Origin of the sequence: Microcoleus sp. ARI1-B5 (genome assembly GCF_036705795.1) — a bacterium.
Classification (GTDB): domain Bacteria; phylum Cyanobacteriota; class Cyanobacteriia; order Cyanobacteriales; family Microcoleaceae; genus Microcoleus.
This window is the reverse complement of the sequence record NZ_JAUBVK010000011.1, coordinates 82953-99876: the sequence shown is the minus strand read 5'-3', so window position 1 is coordinate 99876 and position 16924 is coordinate 82953. Positions and strand designations below refer to the sequence as shown.

Annotated in this window: 11 protein-coding genes and 1 pseudogene; 7 read left to right on the top strand and 5 right to left on the bottom strand. The window is 43.9% G+C overall.

All coding sequences use genetic code 11. From position 1 onward, the window contains the following. Positions 1 to 5: 5 nt before the first annotated feature. The 5 genes from QUB63_RS17915 to QUB63_RS17895 all read left to right on the top strand — a co-directional run bounded on the left by QUB63_RS17915 (position 6) and on the right by QUB63_RS17895 (position 5950). A complete protein-coding gene (locus QUB63_RS17915) occupies positions 6 to 1469 on the top strand; it encodes an RNA-guided endonuclease InsQ/TnpB family protein (protein ID WP_332946617.1) in 1464 nt (487 codons plus the stop codon). Between the two features lie 649 nt (positions 1470 to 2118). Further along, positions 2119 to 3093 carry a tyrosine-type recombinase/integrase gene (locus QUB63_RS17910; RefSeq protein WP_332946616.1) on the top strand — a complete coding sequence of 325 codons (975 nt, stop codon included), beginning with the start codon at positions 2119 to 2121 and terminating at the stop codon, positions 3091 to 3093. Between the two features lie 137 nt (positions 3094 to 3230). Then, positions 3231 to 4169, top strand: a complete 939-nt coding sequence (locus QUB63_RS17905) for a hypothetical protein (RefSeq protein WP_332946615.1) — start codon at positions 3231 to 3233, stop codon at positions 4167 to 4169. Further along, the gene (locus QUB63_RS17900) at positions 4138 to 4917 is read left to right on the top strand and encodes a hypothetical protein (protein WP_332946614.1); all 780 of its coding nucleotides are present in this window, start codon (positions 4138 to 4140) and stop codon (positions 4915 to 4917) included. The genes QUB63_RS17905 and QUB63_RS17900 overlap by 32 nt, the downstream gene beginning before the upstream one ends. Before the next feature lie 586 nt (positions 4918 to 5503). Further along, the gene (locus tag QUB63_RS17895) at positions 5504 to 5950 is read left to right on the top strand and encodes a papain fold toxin domain-containing protein (RefSeq protein ID WP_332946613.1); all 447 of its coding nucleotides are present in this window, start codon (positions 5504 to 5506) and stop codon (positions 5948 to 5950) included. A gap of 218 nt (positions 5951 to 6168) precedes the next feature. Here QUB63_RS17895 and QUB63_RS17890 read toward each other — a convergent pair. The 3 genes and pseudogenes from QUB63_RS17890 to QUB63_RS17880 all read right to left on the bottom strand — a co-directional run bounded on the left by QUB63_RS17890 (position 6169) and on the right by QUB63_RS17880 (position 9894). Then, positions 6169 to 7604 (bottom strand): annotated as a pseudogene (locus QUB63_RS17890) (IS4 family transposase). Positions 7605 to 7809: 205 nt separating this feature from the next. Further along, positions 7810 to 8955, bottom strand: coding sequence for a ParB/RepB/Spo0J family partition protein (locus tag QUB63_RS17885; protein ID WP_332946612.1), 1146 nt, complete (start codon positions 8953 to 8955; stop codon positions 7810 to 7812). A gap of 108 nt (positions 8956 to 9063) precedes the next feature. After that, positions 9064 to 9894 (bottom strand): ParA family protein, encoded by an 831-nt coding sequence (locus QUB63_RS17880; protein ID WP_332946611.1) that lies wholly within the window; start codon positions 9892 to 9894, stop codon positions 9064 to 9066. A 692-nt stretch (positions 9895 to 10586) separates the two neighbouring features. Here QUB63_RS17880 and QUB63_RS17875 point away from each other — a divergent pair. After that, positions 10587 to 11969 carry an RNA-guided endonuclease InsQ/TnpB family protein gene (locus QUB63_RS17875; protein WP_332946610.1) on the top strand — a complete coding sequence of 461 codons (1383 nt, stop codon included), beginning with the start codon at positions 10587 to 10589 and terminating at the stop codon, positions 11967 to 11969. A 212-nt stretch (positions 11970 to 12181) separates the two neighbouring features. Then, positions 12182 to 12805 (top strand): hypothetical protein, encoded by a 624-nt coding sequence (locus tag QUB63_RS17870; RefSeq protein WP_106331512.1) that lies wholly within the window; start codon positions 12182 to 12184, stop codon positions 12803 to 12805. Positions 12806 to 13124: 319 nt separating this feature from the next. Here QUB63_RS17870 and QUB63_RS17865 read toward each other — a convergent pair whose 3' ends face one another. Both QUB63_RS17865 and QUB63_RS17860 read right to left on the bottom strand, forming a co-directional pair. After that, positions 13125 to 15539: an ATP-binding protein gene (locus tag QUB63_RS17865; RefSeq protein ID WP_332946608.1), complete on the bottom strand. Its 2415-nt coding sequence runs from the start codon at positions 15537 to 15539 to the stop codon at positions 13125 to 13127. A gap of 635 nt (positions 15540 to 16174) precedes the next feature. Then, positions 16175 to 16924 (bottom strand): hypothetical protein, encoded by a 750-nt coding sequence (locus QUB63_RS17860; protein ID WP_332946606.1) that lies wholly within the window; start codon positions 16922 to 16924, stop codon positions 16175 to 16177.

Sequence of the window (16924 nt, the reverse complement as noted above, 5' to 3'; positions counted from 1 at the left end):
TGATTTTGAGTTACAAGTACAAGTTGCGCCCCAATAATCAACAGTTTAAAAAATTATCGGCATGGCTCGATATGTTACGAGCCAATTACAACTGGTGTTTGCGCGACCGTGTTGATGGCTGGCATCAGCAATTTATTTGCGGTAGCTATTCGGATTTGATAACACAAGTTGAAATCACACCTTTGACTTGCAGCTTAGTTAAGGGAACGCAATTAGCTAACCCCTGGAAAGACGGTGGTGGTAAAGCTAAGAAAGAAGGAGAGAAGGCTCGATCTCCTAAACGCACGGTAGTTTTAATGCAAGATGCAAATCTGCAAGAATTCAAAGATGCTAGACCCTGGTATCAAGAGATTGACATTGGGGTTTTACAGTTAATTACAGTTCGAGTTAACGAATCTTTTAATAAGTTTTTTAATGGCGCTGGGTTTCCCAAATTTAAACGCCGTCACGATTTTAAATCCTTTAGTTACAAACCAGGAAGAATCAAAATCAAGGGTAATAAAATCTATTTGCCCAAAATTGGATGGATGCGTTTTTATAACTCGCGTTCTATTCCCGATGGATTTGAAATCAAAACGGTTACAGTTAGACAGAAAGCTGATGGTTGGTATGTTTCAGTTAGGATTGAAAACAAGACAGTACCAGATTTGCCAGTAATCCCAGACAGTGAGATTAAAACCATTACTGGCTGTGATATGGGATTAGGAAAGTTGGTTTACTTGTCTGATGGAAGTAGTGTTGACAACCCGCGTTTTGCTACTAATAAAAAAACTAAGCGTTTAATGGGAATTAGACAAAGGCGGGTTAGTCGCAAGCAAAAGGGAAGCAAGAATCGCAGTAAAGCTCAACTTAGGGTGAGTAAATTACATAACAGGATTCAACAGCGACGAGAATCTTATCAATGGGATGTGGCTAATCGAATTGTCAAAAAAGCTGATGCTGTTACCGTTGAAGATTTACCAGTTAAAAACATGATGAAACGGTGCAAACCCGTCAAGTCTGATACTGGTAGATTTTTATCTAATGGTCAATCAGCTAAACGGGGGTTGAATCGTTCTATTGCTGATGCAAGTTGGTATAGCTTAACTCAAAAGCTTGAATATGTGGCTGCGAAGTCAGGCAAGAAACTTTATAGAGTTAATCCCAAATACACCAGTCAAACTTGTAGTAAATGTAGGCAGATTGATAAAAAGAGTCGCAATGGTGAAAAGTTTATTTGCACCAATTGCGGACATATTGATGAAGCTAATTTACAAGCTGCCCGGAATGTGAAAACTAAAGCAATAGAAACCTACGGATTAAATGTTGTTAAGAAAAAGGTACGGCGGGACTCGCCGAAACCAGTACAAACTACACTTTTTAATGTCGGAATGTACGAACGCTCGTCAGATAATACGCTGCCCCAAAAAGGCAAACGGCGTGTGGGCGAGAACCCAGAGTACAAGCAATTGTCTCTCTGGGATATTTAGGGCGAAATTCCTAAAGAATCCCATCCCCTTCAGGGGTGGGAGTGTCAAACTGAATCCCGACCTTTGTAGAAGCTGTGTTAGGAGAAGAGTGAAAAATTGTCTTGTGCAAGCTGGTTGTGGACGATCGCGGCGGACTATCCGGCATCTAATTACCGCTAATTTAAAAATTGCATTGACGATTTGACGATAGTTTGAAACTCTTACACAGCAAGCAGTTCCCCCGTCAATAGCAGCTTTGACGATTTTCAATCGTCATTGACGATTCCCCAGCCACATCCCAATAAATTCACGATCGCCCGCAGACGCGCGGAGCGGCGGTGACAACAAGGACAATCCGCTTCCCTACCAGCTTGATAGGGTGACGGGCGTCAAGCAATCGTCAAAATCGTCAAAAATTTGCAGTATATCCCCAAAATCCATGCTGAAAAAGCGTTTGGGGAGAATCGTCAAAAAGAATGTCAATAATCGTCAATGAAAGTTATAAGCTGAAAGCCTTATAACTACGAGAGTTTAGGAGAATCGTCAAATCGTCAAAGAAAATTTGTAATTGACGACTCTCCTCTTCTTTGACAGAGCAAGCAATTCCACCGTCAATTTGCACCTCTCGATCGGGTAATCTGGTCTGGAAAGCCAAATTATCAGACCGGCTATGGACTTAGAACACGCTGCTAATTCCTTTGGAGAAATAGCTTCGACGCGCGACCTAGTGGCAGAGCTGTTAGCTGCCAAGCGCTCTGTCAACACTAGGCGTGCTTATGAGAAAGACTTGTACGATTTTTTTACGACAATGACGGGACAGGAACCGCACCCGGCATTGGTGCGCGAGTTCCTACTGTTGAACCGCTTCGCCGCTGTCGCGGTGGTTCTCAAATATAAAGCCAAACTAATCGACAAGGGACTCAAGGAAGCGACGATTAATCGGCGGCTGGCGGCTATCAAAAGTTTGGTGAATTTTGCTCGGAAGGTGGGCGAGTGCGAGTGGAGTTTGGTAGATGTTGAAGGAGAGAAGGTGGTTCCTTACCGGGATACTACAGGGTTTGGCCGAGTTGCTTCTGAGAATGTGGTGGCGATGCAGTCGGTGTTGTCCATTCCTGACCGGAGTACGCCCCAGGGAAAGCGCGACTATGCAGTTCTCCGACTGCTGTGGGACAATGCGCTGCGCCGGGGGGAGATCGGCGGAGCCAATATAGGCGACTTTGACCCGCTGGCCCGAACTCTGAATATTTACGGCAAAGGTAGGGGAACTCAAGCGCAGCTAATTGACTTGCACAACGCGACGGCAGATGCGATTTCTGATTGGCTGAGCGTGCGGGGAGCTGCAATGCCCCAAGAGCCTTTATTTATCGCTTTGACAAAGCGGGAATACGGGTTGAGGTTGAGCGGGTATGCTATTTACAAGCTTGTTTTCTCAACTTGCTCCGCTGCGGGAATTCCTAAAAGAATCAGCCCGCACAGAATACGCCACGCTGCAATTACGACGCTGTTAGATGCAAGCAACGGCAATACGCGAATGGCGCAGAAGTTGAGCCGCCATACCAGCTCGAACGTCCTTAATTGCTACGATGATAATCGGCAGAGCTTGCAGCGGGAAGCGTCGGGGCTGCTGGCTGGTTTGGTACGCTAAGTTTAGATTTAATTGAGGAACCGGATGGCGGTGAAGGGATTACGCACAGTAAACAATTTAGGTATCCGCTCAATAAATCGGGGTAACAGCAAAAAAGAAGGTTCACAATCTAGGCACAGCATGATAAAATACAAAGCATGACGGAAAAAACATCTGCTGACAAATTAGTAGAGACCTTACTGCAAAGCATTGAGCCATCTGAGGTTGCAGACGAATCATTGCGTCGTACTGTCTCCATATTGCTGAACCTCATAGAAAAATTACAAGCAGAAACCAAAGAATTACGGTCAGAAAATCAAAGATTGAAAGACGAAAACAATCGTTTAAAAGGAGAACAAGGCAAACCAGAGGTTAAAGCTAATGGGCAGAAAAAGTCAAAAGAAAACTACTCATCCGAGAAAGAGCGAAAAATACCAAAAAAACATATTAAAAGTAGTAAAAATGCTCTCGTCAAAGTTGACCGAGAAAAAATCATCGAGTATCCCCAGGCAGAACTACCATTCGATGCAGAATTTAAAGGTTATGAAGAGGTAATAGTTCAAGACATTTTACTGAAAACAGATAACGTGTTATTCCGGAAACAGAAGTATTACTCACCTTCAGAAAAGAAAACATACATTTCACCGTTACCATCCGGCTATGATGGGGAGTTTGGTCCGGGAGTAAAAGCGTTAGTTATGAGCCTTTACTACGGAGGTAACATGACTCAAGGAAAGCTGTTAGATTTTTTAAGAAATATTGGGATTTCCATGTCAGCCGGTTATTTATCAAATCTACTGGTGAAAAAAGCATCAAATTTTGAATCAGAATTTAACGAAGTGTATGTATCCGGATTAGAAAGTAGCCCTTGGCAACACTTAGACCAAACAAGTGCGCGTGTTGGGGGAGTAAATCACACTACAAATATAATTTGCAATCCATTATATACAGTTTATTCTACAACTTTAAGAAAAGACCGATTAAGCGTACTTGGAGTATTACAGAACAACCAAGAACTTGAGTTTATTGTCTCTCCACTTACCTACGAACTCTTAGATAAGTTCAATGTCCCCCGCTCGGTGGAGCCATCAAATTAAAGGATTACCTCAAGAAATTCCGTTGAAGGGTGATGAGTTTAACTCCTTGCTGAATCAGCATCTAAGCTGTTTAGGCTCTCAACATCGTACCAGAATTTTTGAGGCAGCAGCGATTGCCTTTTATCATCAGCAATCCCAGATTCCGGTAATAAAAACTCTGGTGACTGATGATGCACCCCAGTTTAAATTACTCACAGATGATTTATCTTTATGTTGGGTGCATGAAGCAAGACATTATAAAAAGTTAAGTCCATTTGTTACTTGTCATCAAAAAAAGTTAGACAAGTTTCTTGATGATTTTTGGGATTACTACCGAGAATTATTAGCTTACAGAAAATCTCCATCTGAGCTAGAGAAGCTCAGGCTTAAATCCAAATTTGGGGAAATTTTCGGCAGTCAAACTGGTTATGAACAATTAGATGAACGAAAAAAATTAACTTCTTGTAAAATATCTGAGTTGCTTTTAGTTTTGGAGCATCCGGAATTACCATTACATAATAACCCGGCAGAATTAGCTGCCAGAACAATCGTGCAGCGACGAAATATTAGCTATGCGACTCAAACTTGTGAAGGAACGTCAGCGATGGACATTTTCATGTCTTTGGTGGCGACTACCCGCAAATTAGGAATTAGCTTTTTTGAATATATGCACGACCGTATTTCTTACCTGGGAAATATTCCATCTCTGGGGATGATTATTCGTGAACAATCTTCTCTTTGTTCTTTCGGTATGTCCTGGGATTATTGAAGAAATTTAAACAAATCTAACTGCTCTGAATTATCGGCGCTTGATTCCTTTATTAAGTGTCGTATAAACTCAGGGTTAATTGTGACTGTCTAAAAAAGGCTGTGGCATCCTTGATTTCCTGATTGATAATACATTATTTGAATCAAGATTTAGCCGCCAGCAAATTCGAGATTTTTGTGTCTGAATTAAGATATTTGTAGAATTAAATTAAAATTCTACAAATCCTAAAAATTCAGGCTTACCGCAACTTATTGAGCGGATACCAATTTAGTTATATTCAATATTGAAAGATGAAGTGCTGAATCTGCTGACCAAATTTTCGCCTCAGTTCAAAGTGCTTAAGTCGGTGGTGCATCAAAAGCAGGCGATCGCTTGAGCAATGTTAGCAGAAATAGCAGAGCAGCAGAACCTTAAACATAGGTTGCTAAAGTCCTGACATGAGCGGTTGCTGCTGACATTGCTCAAGCAGTTTATAGCCACCTCCATGAGAAGAGAGGACTGGGCATCCATATCTTTTGGCAAAATCCAAAGCAATTTCAGTTAATTTACAGACCATATTAAAACGGTAAGCACGTTCTACGAGACCTTGTTTCATACAGAATCAATCACTCTTAACGGGCAGCATTATGGCGTCGAAGTTCAAGGCTTAGTTTTCGATAATTTATCAGTTACAGGAATAACCCGCGAAGATTGGCTAAACGACTTTCAATCCATTAGTAGACCCGCCCTTTATCTCGGCAAGCGTTCTATCTTTAGTCTGCAAGCTTTTTTAGATGGTTACACTTTTGCCTGCCGCCAACTCGCAATTCCTGTTACTGAACAGGAACAAGAATTTACAGAATTTCAAGACTGGATAGAAAAGCAATTTAACCAGCACTCTACCCGGTCTTGGGCACGAATTATCCTTTTTTATTCAGAAGATGAATCCCAAGCGCTTGATACATTTTTTCAGCTCTTTGAAAATTTTTTACAGCGCGAATCCTCGCTTGATGCCGACACAATCTCTCGCCACCAGCAGCCCCGAAAATGGTAATAAAAAGCAGCTAAATTCAATGCTTGAAAACTTATCCGAAGAAGCGCTTGCCCAACTTCGTGAAGAAGCCGAATCTTTGCACCAACAAGAAAAAAGCCCAGTATAGAACCCATTTGAGATATCTTAGCGATCGCTGCTTGCGAGCGATCGGCTCACAGCAGTTGATCGCCCCCAAAAGCTCTTATACCAAATCCGGGTTAGCTACCCCCTTTATGATGCTATGCTTTACTCACATCTTTCTTAACAAAATTAGGATTGACATCCGGGGGGGAATGGGTAGAAACTAATTTCCATGTAGCAGCAATGTCATGCAAACGTTGCCAGCCTCGCCAGAGGGTCTTGACAACCGGTTCACCATCACATGAACGCCCCAAAAATCCACGCCCGTTTCGCAATCCAACTCAGACAATTACTTAAAGTTGGGGGTGATTCAGTAGGGATAGGAGTCTAGTGAATCGTGCAGTAAAGTGCTTGCCACTCATGGGTTTCCAGAATGGTGTCCCCTCCAATCTCAGGATGATGACGAGATTCGTACATCATCCACAATAAACGCGCTTGCCACAATTGTGTAGGTAGATATTGCTCGTTCGATGCGATCTGCAGTTTCCAATTGTAGCTGTTCTAAACCGCATCCACTTTTTTGAACGTAATGATAGCGTTCGATTAACCAACGGTAACTGTACCAACGTAAGCATTGGACAATATCATCAAAACCAGTAATCGGCAAGGTAGTTAATAACAACCCCACGAACAGGCTTCTCTGTGGCTGGCGGGTTTTCTTCATTAGCCAGAATTACTTGCTTGCAGCAGTGGCTGTAAATTCTGGTGTCCAGGGTGGCTTTGAGGAGGTAAAATTTCGACCGTTGTAGCCCGCAGGTTCAGAATCGCTTGACGAGCTGACCGCTGTGGATTAGCCTGCAATTCCAGGCTGAGCAAGTCCCGCCACGGCTATTTTGGCGATCGCACTTTGTATTCGCTCGACTTCTTTTGTACCATCAGAGTTCTTGACCTGACGGTTGTGATAGGCGCGAATTAACAACTGAGAATTCTCTGGCCGCCCAGTCGCTAAAAAGTCATAAATGTCGGCAACGCGCGCGGCTACCGTCAGTACAGTAATCGACTGTGGCATTACCTTCTTTCTTCGCATCAAGAGCTGTTAACCAACGCTGGCTTTCTTTGTCTTTGGTTTCTATTTGATTCCGAGAACGTTTCTTGCCTATAGTGGTAGGGTCTCGCGCCCATACTTGTTGGTGCAACACTCCTAATGGTACTCCAACAGCCGAGCTACAAAATACTGAGTGAACTTTCAGGCCCCGACTGGTGGCACTATCGAGCGTGTCCCATTCCTTTCTTGCTTTTATGGTGTGTGAAATTCAGTTCTGTGGTGTCCTGAATTGCTAGAACTATTGGGTGTGCTTTGACTCTAACCAAGGTACTTCTTTGGTGGGCACGGGCGATCGCCTCACTCTTTGACTCGTGGAGATGACCAAAAGTCATAAGCCCCTTGGGTGGCTGCCCAATCCCCTGATGCTTGTGGCACAGTAGCATGGGGTTGTGAGGCTAAGTCTGACACAATACGCACCAGTCTTTTCTGGCGACGGCGATCGCTATCAGAAGCAAATTGTAGTTCCGCTACTGCCCATTGTGCCGTCATAGTTCTTCACTCGCCTCTGTTACCGTAATTCTGGGATTACTTGATTCGGTTCATGTTGTCTATCCTACTCCCGGTGAGCGATCGCCCGCCGGGAGCTCCGGCTTCAGCCGGAGCGCCTTTGTTAAGAAAGATGTGAGTAAGGCATAGCTTTATGATGGGGAGAAAGAAACTCACGCTCGCGATCACCCCACGTGATAGTTTCCGATCATCCGTGAGCATTTTGTTTCAATACCGCCTCAATGAACGCTAGCTTTTGGCGCAAAACGTCCTGCAATTCCACCAGTTGGTCAACTTCAGCTTGCTCCAACATTTCTGGCGACAGCTTTTTCAAGTTCCCAGTTGCTAGCTTGACCTGCTTGAATTGGCGGACTGCCCCTGGGGAATTAGCGAGAGTAGAACTGATAATGGACTGTACCAATCTACGAGTTTGAACTGCCGACAATTTCTCGGCGATAACTTGGGTAGTCGCGTTAACTCTAATGGACTGCGCCTCTTCCTCAGACAATCCCAAATTTTTAGCAGAGAGTTTAGAAAGAGCCGTTGCATGAACCCCTTTAAGTCCTAATTTCCTAATAGCAGTCTTAAGGTCAGTAGCTAAAGACAGCATCGGGAAAATGTTGGCATCAATGGAAGCCGGATTGAGCTGCAAATCCAACAATCTCCCCAATACCGCCAGCTCTTTTTCATCTAAACCTAAAGCTGTTAAACCCTGCTGCTGCTGGTCAGGCATCGCCGTCACCAACTCGGAAACTGAGTTCATGCGCTTTTGCGCGTTCAACCGCCGCACGGCTGTAGAGAGAGTGCGAGGGATAGTTACAGCTTCCAAACCCGTATTACTGGACAACTCCCGCACAATAGCCTCCGCTTTGTCGAGAGGATTGAGGTCTTCACGGTGCAGGGAAGTCAACAGCGCTTTGCGGTGCAAAGACGCAGGCTCTGGAATGATGACAGCTTGCAAAGTTTGCCAGCCCATAGTTTTAGCGCTGCGCCAGCGCCGCTCTCCGTCGAATATCACGAGTTCTCCCCGTTGAATCAAGATAATGGGTTGCAGTTGTCCGTCACTAGCGAGGGAGCGGGACATGGACTCGATACTTTCCGGCAAAAATGTCTGTCTGGGTTGTTCAGGATTAGGCTGAATTTGGTCTAGTGAAATGGAGAGGATACCGCTGGCGGATTCTAGTTGTTCTCGCAGTGCAGTCAGTTGAGATTCCAATTCCGTTGAACCCGATTTTCGCAGTTCTTCAATTTCTGCTTTGAGTTCTTGAATCTCGGATTCAGCTTCAGAGAGGTGCATTGACTGCTTGGCGGATGAAAAATAATTTCCCAAGTCGGGAGCTTTACGGGTGGCCATAGCGATTTTAGATTTTAAATTGGGGATTGGAAGAAGTCAGTTCATGGCTATAAGCCAAAAACGAAGGATTCGTTTTCGCCGGCGCAAGTTGTGACTGTGAATCAAACACTATTTCTTTTTTTTTCCTTTTTTGGCAATAGCCGGAGCAACTCCATTTCCCATTAAAGTAGCCAGGTGCTTAACAATTTCTTTGAAGTCGCCTAAAGCTGGGTGAAGCGGGCGATAAAGGTGTAATGGCAACCCTTGACCGCTGGCATTGACAAATTCTGCACTGTCCCGAATAGGTGGAAAAACGCGGATATTCATCTGCTCTAGCTGGGCTGGCAAGGACTCTAAAAGTTGTCGGTGGACGGCTCGTTTCGTATCGTATTGGTTGGGTACAAACCCTAAGATTTCTGGTTGCGGCTTGAGGCGTAATTGTTTGCAATGGTGGTAGTACCACTCCAGCAGGTGAGCTGCTCCTTGAATTGATTTTGGTTCGAGCTGTACGGGCACTATTATATGAGTGCAAGCAGTTAGTGCCATCAAGGGCAAGGGGCCGAGGGTAGCGGGGCAGTCGAAGATAATTAGGTCGTGATCCATTGGATAGTCACTCAGGCAATCGCCCAGAAGATAAGCGCCACGCTTGTGCAGAACTAACTCGTCTGCTGTTTGCGTCAGCGTCATTCCGCCTTGACAAACGGTTATATTATTGGTGTGGGAACTCCAGCCTTGAGTAAGAGGCCAAGAGCCCTTGAAGCTTTCTCGCATTATGGCGGACAGTGTGTGTTCTGGCTCTGGCGGATTTAGACCGCAAAAAAGGGTCAGGGAGCCTTGGGGGTCGAGATCCATAATGGCTACTTTCAAACCCCTTAACCCCAGTTCGTAGGCGAGGTGAACTGAAAGTGTGGTTTTGCCAGTGCCGCCAGCATTGCTGATGACTGCTAGTCGAATTTGCATGGTTTTGAATTAAGTAGATGATTTAAGTATCATATATCGAGAGTCGGCATCAGATATCGATATATGAGAGCATCGCGGTAAACCACCGTTGGGCCCCACGTTGAAACAGCAAGTTAATATTTAGTCGGTCGAGCAGAATCTCGTCAAGTTTAGTACAAGAGAAGACAGTTGAAAAGGATGTTCGATCGCTCGATTGAAACCGAACTTCATATATCAATATCTGAGCTACGTTATAACCGCCGAGTTAACTTTGAAAACCATCTTGGGATGATGCTCGTACAATCTACCGAAATGCAATCAAACTTCATATATCAATATTTGAGCTAAGCGAGCGCGATCCAACTTTTTGGGAAGAGCTACGAAGAAACAAGAAGTAATCGCCAAAACTTCTAATGTCCAGTTAAGTCTAGAATTAGGTAGTCATGGGTAAGTATTACAGAACGGAACAAAGGTTATTATTGTTGTATCTGTTAGGATCATCCCAATTTAGCTAAACAGACGGGAATCCCCACACTATACCGATCGAAGGTTAGTGTGGGATGAAAGGCGCGTGAGGCGAGGATTCCACCCGTATACAATCTGATAATCGTAGATGTTAGATTGTATACGGGTGGATGACGACATCAAAGTACAATAAGTCTCCTTATTCAACGATAGAATAACACTAACTAAAGCGTAAAGGTCGTAACGCAATGAAGACAACGTATCAGTATCGATTCTATCCAGATACTAATCAAAAACTAGAACTAAACCACTGGTTGAGGATTTGCCGTTATTGGTATAATCGGCAGATAGGAGATAGATTTGATTGGTGGGAAATGAACCGCACTACTGCAAATGCTTGTCCATTGATTGCCAGTATTTCTGCGCCTAGGGAAAGACCAAACTACTACTCGCAAAAACAACAATTGCCCGTCATTAAAAAAGACTTAGTAAAAGTTTTTCATAGTGGCGAACTATTGGACTTTAAGCAAGTAGATTCAACTGTTTTGCAAGATGTTTCCAAACGAGCAGACAAAGCCTTTGAGCGATTTATTGTTGGTGATAGCAAGGGCGGGAAATCAGGCAAGCCCCGATTTAAGACCGAAGCGGATTATCGCACAATGACTTTTGCAACCGCTAGTAACGATTGGATTAAATTGGTTCGCAAGAATTGGATTTATATTCGATTGCCAAAACTAGGAGTTGTCAAAGTTCGGCTGCACCGCCCCATCCCAGATGGATTTACTGTCAAGCAAGCTAGTGTGACTAAAAAAGCTGATGGTTGGTTCATTCAATTGATGCTTGAAGATCCTTCTGTGCCTGAATTTACCCCTGACGAAATTACTCCGACTTGGGGTAACTCAATTGGATTGGATGCGGTACTTCATGAAGATGTCTATTTGGCAACATCTGAAGGTGATAAACTGCCTTCACTTAAGCCACTACGCAAAAATCAATCTAAACTGGATCGTATCTCAATCAAGCGAAATAAACGGAAGCGAGGAAGTAGGGCTAGGCGAAAACTAGCAAAAAGAGAGGCCAAGCAGCATCAACGTATTGCTCGTTCTCGCCAAGATATTCAATATAAAACTGCTCATAAACTTGTAAAAACAGGTGCTAAATTCTTCTTTTGTGAAGAGTTAAACCTTAAAGGTTTAACTAAGCGCAATAAGGTTAAGCAAGGTGATGATGGGACTTATCTTCCCAATGGTCAATCATCAAAATCGGGACTAAATAAGTCTTGGCTCGATGCTGCCTTTGGTCAATTTTTTAAGACGCTGGACTACATAGCCGCAAAAGCTGGAGCAGTTGTCATTTCAAAAAAACCTGCTTATACCTCAATGGTGCTAAGTTATCGGAATGAAATCATTTTCACCGATTGTAGTATTCGAGACTATTGGGATGAGCAGAACTCTCTGATGGTTGACCGCGATATTAATGCCGCGATTAATTTAAAGAGACTTGGGTTGGACATTTTCCCAAGTATAAAACGCCGTAGTGGGAATCTTTCTGTAGTTGGTTCTATAGATGATAGTACCATAAAGGAAATTTTGTATACCCTTGATCGGGCTGCAAAGATGCCCACGTCATAGCGTACTCGCTTGACGTGTGGAGTATGTCACTAAAAACAGGAGTGCGAGCCGGAGTTCTCTTTCGCGAGATAGAAATGCCAGCGAGCAGGATGCGTGTACTCCTAAAAAACGCTCTTAGGTTAAAGCATTGACTGAGAAAATTCAGGTAAATGTCAATGTGTTTATCTAAATCTAAGTAGAAAGTTAGAACGACGGAGTGAAAGGGTGCAACTATGTCTTATAGCGAATTTTCCCTAGATGATATTAAAAATAAACTCGGGTTGACAATTCGAGAAGTCTCTGAAGTTATTACGGCTGTAGAACCGATCGAACCCAGTCAGCTTTTAAAGGAAACCTTAGCAGAAAATATTCCCTTAGCCTTGGGAATCGACACGGAAAAAGCGCGCTCAGAGATGATTGTCGCTCCGGTATTGATTGAACTCCGCAGGCGCTGCGATCGTCAAATCAGCCTCTTTTCCGGTACGGAATTCAATATCGATCGAGTCAAAGGACTCAACGGTGTCTGTGACTTTATGATTAGCCATTCACCAGAACAATTATCTTTAAACGCCCCTGTGTTTACACTTGTCGAAGCCAAGAATGACAATATCAAATCTGGAATTGCCCAGTGCATTGCTGAAATGTTGGCAGCCCAGATGTTTAATCTTCAAAAAAACAACAGTATTTCTTGTGTTTATGGTGCCGTTACAACCGGCAGTATTTGGAAGTTTATGAAACTCGAAAAAAGTACGGTTTATATTGAAACAACAGAGCATTTTATTGAAAATATTCAACTAATTCTAGGTATTTTAATGCAAATTGTTCAGTTGACTCGCCCAACCCTTCCGTGTTTATGAACTCCTGAAATTTTACAGTCTATGACTTCCTGATTTTGATAAAATAAAAGTCTGGGAAACCACACTAAATTCCAGTGGTTCGTGCAGCCGGAATGTTCCGAGTGTTGGGATTTTGATTGTATTCCCAGCATCCAGTAAAACTTTTCCGTTTATCGCACAAGCGACGCTCTGTTGAACGGTTGACTGGCTTCAGTTTTCTTCATGCTCTCTGGCCGAAATGGACGGCCGAAATTCATATATCGATATCTGAGGTACTGGTTCTAAACAGGGAGGTGGATTAAATAAAAAATTCTCTGGACAATACCGGATAATACCTCAGTTAACTTTGAGAACTGTCTTGGGATTTGGCGCTCGTACAATCTGCCGAAATGCACTTCTGAGTTAAATCGCTGATAATATCTAAGCTCATATTATCAACTAATTTAGTCAGAGCCACAGCAAGAGGCTTCTGCGACAGGGGAATTCGCTCAATCAACAGCCTTACCGCTTGCTCATCTCCACAAGCGGCTGCTTTATAAAGCTTCTCAATCGACTCCCTCGGCAACACAGACAGCGACTCAGAAGTCAGTTGCACAAAAGGCTCATCCTGTTCGGACTTCCTAGACGACTCCTCTTCATAGATATAGCGAACTCCCAAATGAAGCGCCATCTTCTCAAAAATTACTGTTTCTCGGAACGGTTTGGCAACAAAGTCATCGAAGCCATTCGACAAAGCGAGTTTCTTAGTTTCAACAAACGCATTAGCGCTCAAAGCAATAATTTGTGTATTGGAGCCGTCAGGCAGAGAACGAATTTTTCGAGCAGCTTGAAAGCCGTCTAAAAGCGGCATTTTCAAATCCATCCAAATTAAATCCGGCTTGTACTTTTGCCACAATTTAACAGCCTCAGTTCCGTTATCCGCAAACCACAAAAGAAAGCCGACTGACTTCAATATCTGAGTTAGTAGCAACCGATTTGCAGACTCATCGTCCGCTACCAGAATGCGATAATTTTGTTGGTTGGGTGCCAGTCCATTCACTTGTTTTTGAGGCTGGATGTCACGGACTTCGCTCTGTGTTGCACGACTCACTTTAATGTAAAAACTGAAAACCGTTCCTTTCCCCACAGAACTTTTGACCTTGATATCGCCACCCATCAGCTTGACGAAAGAGCGGCTGATGGGCAATCCCAAGCCCGTTCCCGTTTGTGATTTTCTGCCAGTTGTTGTTTGCACGAACGGCTTGAACAAACTGCTAAGCTCGTCAGGCGCAATGCCGGGGCCTGTATCCTTCACAGAAAACTGGATAAAGAATTTGGATAGCGGTTTTTTAGCCAATAAATGGAGGCATTTTACTGTCAGCTTTATCCTACCAACTTTCGTAAATTTAACAGCATTCCCCAATAAATTAATCAAAACTTGACGCAGCTTGCTTTCATCAGTTCGGATGTATTGCGGCACATCAGAACTGCGTTCAAAAACAAGTTGCAAGCCCGACGACTGAGTTTTGAGCTGAAATAAAAGTTTTAAGTCATCGAGCAAACTGTACAAGTCAACAGCAGTTTCTTCGAGGGTGATTTGACCTGCTTCAATTTTGGACAGCGACAAAATATCGTTGATTAGTTTCAACAAATGCTCGCCGTTGCGATTGATAATATTTAAACTCGGCTGCTGTTCCGGGGCAGTTTGTTTGGAGCGGACAAGAAGGTGGGCAAAGCCGATAATAGCATTGAGAGGCGTTCTCAATTCGTGGCTCATGTTCGCCAGAAAGGTACTTTTAGCGCGATTGGCACTTTCGGCTGCAATTTTAGCTTGTTTTAGTTCCTTTGTTTTCTGTGCAACTTGCCACTTTAAATCGCCAGAATATTCTTCTAACCGCTTGCGAGATGCTTTTAACTGGCCATTCATGCGCTCGAAAGCACAGGCTAGGGCTTCGAGTTCGGCAACACCGCTACCTGAAACTGTTGAGTCGAAGTCGCCACCAGCTATCGCCTCTGTTGCCGAAATTAACCGCTGCAGCCGCTGTTCTATTCTTAGGGAAATGGACAGCAAAAGGCAGATAGAAAGAACCAAAGCCAGCAGCACGAGCAAAATAGTGTTGCGGGTGTTGGCCTGAACTTTGCTCGTGAAGTCGGTTTCGGGTACAACTGCCACAATTAGCCAGTTTAAGCCTTTCGAGTTTTCAAAAGGTCTGACTTGCAGCCAGTATAGTGAGTTGCTGGCAGTAAAGTTAAGATTTTGGCTGCTGTTAATAGCAGCGAGGCTGCCATAATGTTTAAGCAAATACTCTGTTGAAAGCTGGATTACTTTTTGTTGCAGAGCTTGGGTGCGAACTCGCTGCTGGGAGTCAACAGAAATAGACGGTTTTGGTTCAGTTACCTCGTTCCGAGCAACTAAATGTCCCGAACGGTCTAAGATAAAGGCTTGACAGTTAGGGCTGATGTGGAAATCGTGCAAGTTGAATGTTGAGGTTGGGGTGGGAAAAGCAGGATTTGTTTTTTGTTGACGGAATATTGTTTTTGGAGAGTCTGACCCATTTCTTTTCCCATTTGGTTTGATTGTGACTTTGGCTGTTTGACTTGGAGAAAGTTGATTTACCGAACCAGTTGGAATTTGACTGTAATTCTTTTCTCCTTTCCCAACCCCAACCCCTTCTTTTAAGTAGTTGTCAAGAACCCCTTCTTTTAAGTAGTTGTCAAGGCGGTCCCAGATGCGACTCGTTGCTTCTCCCAATAGCTGTGCAACCAAGTCGTTCATCGTCTGCCGCCCTATGTGAAAAGAAAGCCATCCCGTTAGAGCTAGTAAGATTGAAATCAAAAGAGCGTTGGGGACTGTAAGCACAACGCGCAGCGGGAGGGCAGACTTTTTTTGAACTGAGCTTTTTGGGCTGAACATTGGTTGAAAAAAGGAGTGGGGAATGAGGAAAAAAACGTTCTTCCGAGAAAGTATTACTGCCGAATTGTTCCACAAACAAATATTTGAAAGGTCAATTCACAACTCATAATCAAAGCTTCGCGTTGAGCAGGAAGTAGAAAAATTCTGCTATTTTCCCTTACCATCCCCGCTCGCTTTTGTTATGCTTTTTGACTAATCGCTATTTATAGCGCAGCTTCAAACCAACCTGAATCAGTCAAAAGCTATAAGTTCTCAGAGCGAGCGGTTAGCGACACAGGCTCCCGCCTGACTCAGCGCGGGCAGTATGGAGGAGATGATTTGCATCTCAACTAACCCAAGTTGCGTGCTTAAAACCGCTCTTGACTGGTAATGGGTAATGGGTAATTGGAACAATTTGAGACTTGAGATTTGAGATTTTAAATTGATGGATTGCCGTTGATCCCGCTCTGTGCTTGACCCCGGAACGAATGCACTTGCCTAACTCTGTCTAACATTGGTTAGATATGAATAGGTTTGTGTGAGCGGTAGTTTGATTCAAAAGCTATTTTGGCTAGCTCGACAATCACAGACAAGTCTACTCCGGCTCGTGCAGCAGCATCGGCCGCCGATAGATTCGGATTTCTTACCAGAGCTAAAAATTGTCGCACGCTGTAGACTACTGGGTCGTTGGCTGCTGTGTAGCCTTTTTGAATGGCAATTAGCAATCCTTTTTCAACATCTGATGCTGCGGGGGCGCGACTTCTATCAACGTTCACAGTCGGCTCCCTTCTTGGGTTTAGGGGAGCGATGCGAATTCCTAAGTGTTCTGGTTCTTTGTTGGTAGGAACGATGTTGAAGTTGTAAAGTCGCTGTTTCCCTTTTGAATCTACAGTTTTGATTGAAAGGTTAGTGATGGTAGCTGTGGTAGCTCCCGGAAAATTGAGCGCTTGAATGGGACGCAAGAAAACAGTTTTGGCAAGGCCGCTTGCCAACTGTGCATCGGTGCTGAAAACTATTTTTGAGGGGTCGGCAATTAAAACGTAGGCGAGAGCTTCGTCGGTTGAACTGAAGTCAATCGTACTCGCGCGACCGGGATAGACTAAAATATCGATCGCACTATTGACGGCAATATCTCGACCCACAGTTTGATAGCCTGTTACTCTTGATTGAGCAAAAGCACAGGAGGGGTAGCTCGCAGCAGCAAGCACTGCTGTGAATAAAAGCCCTCCGAGGGAAAGCATTCTTGGAGATTGGATGCGATTCGTCAT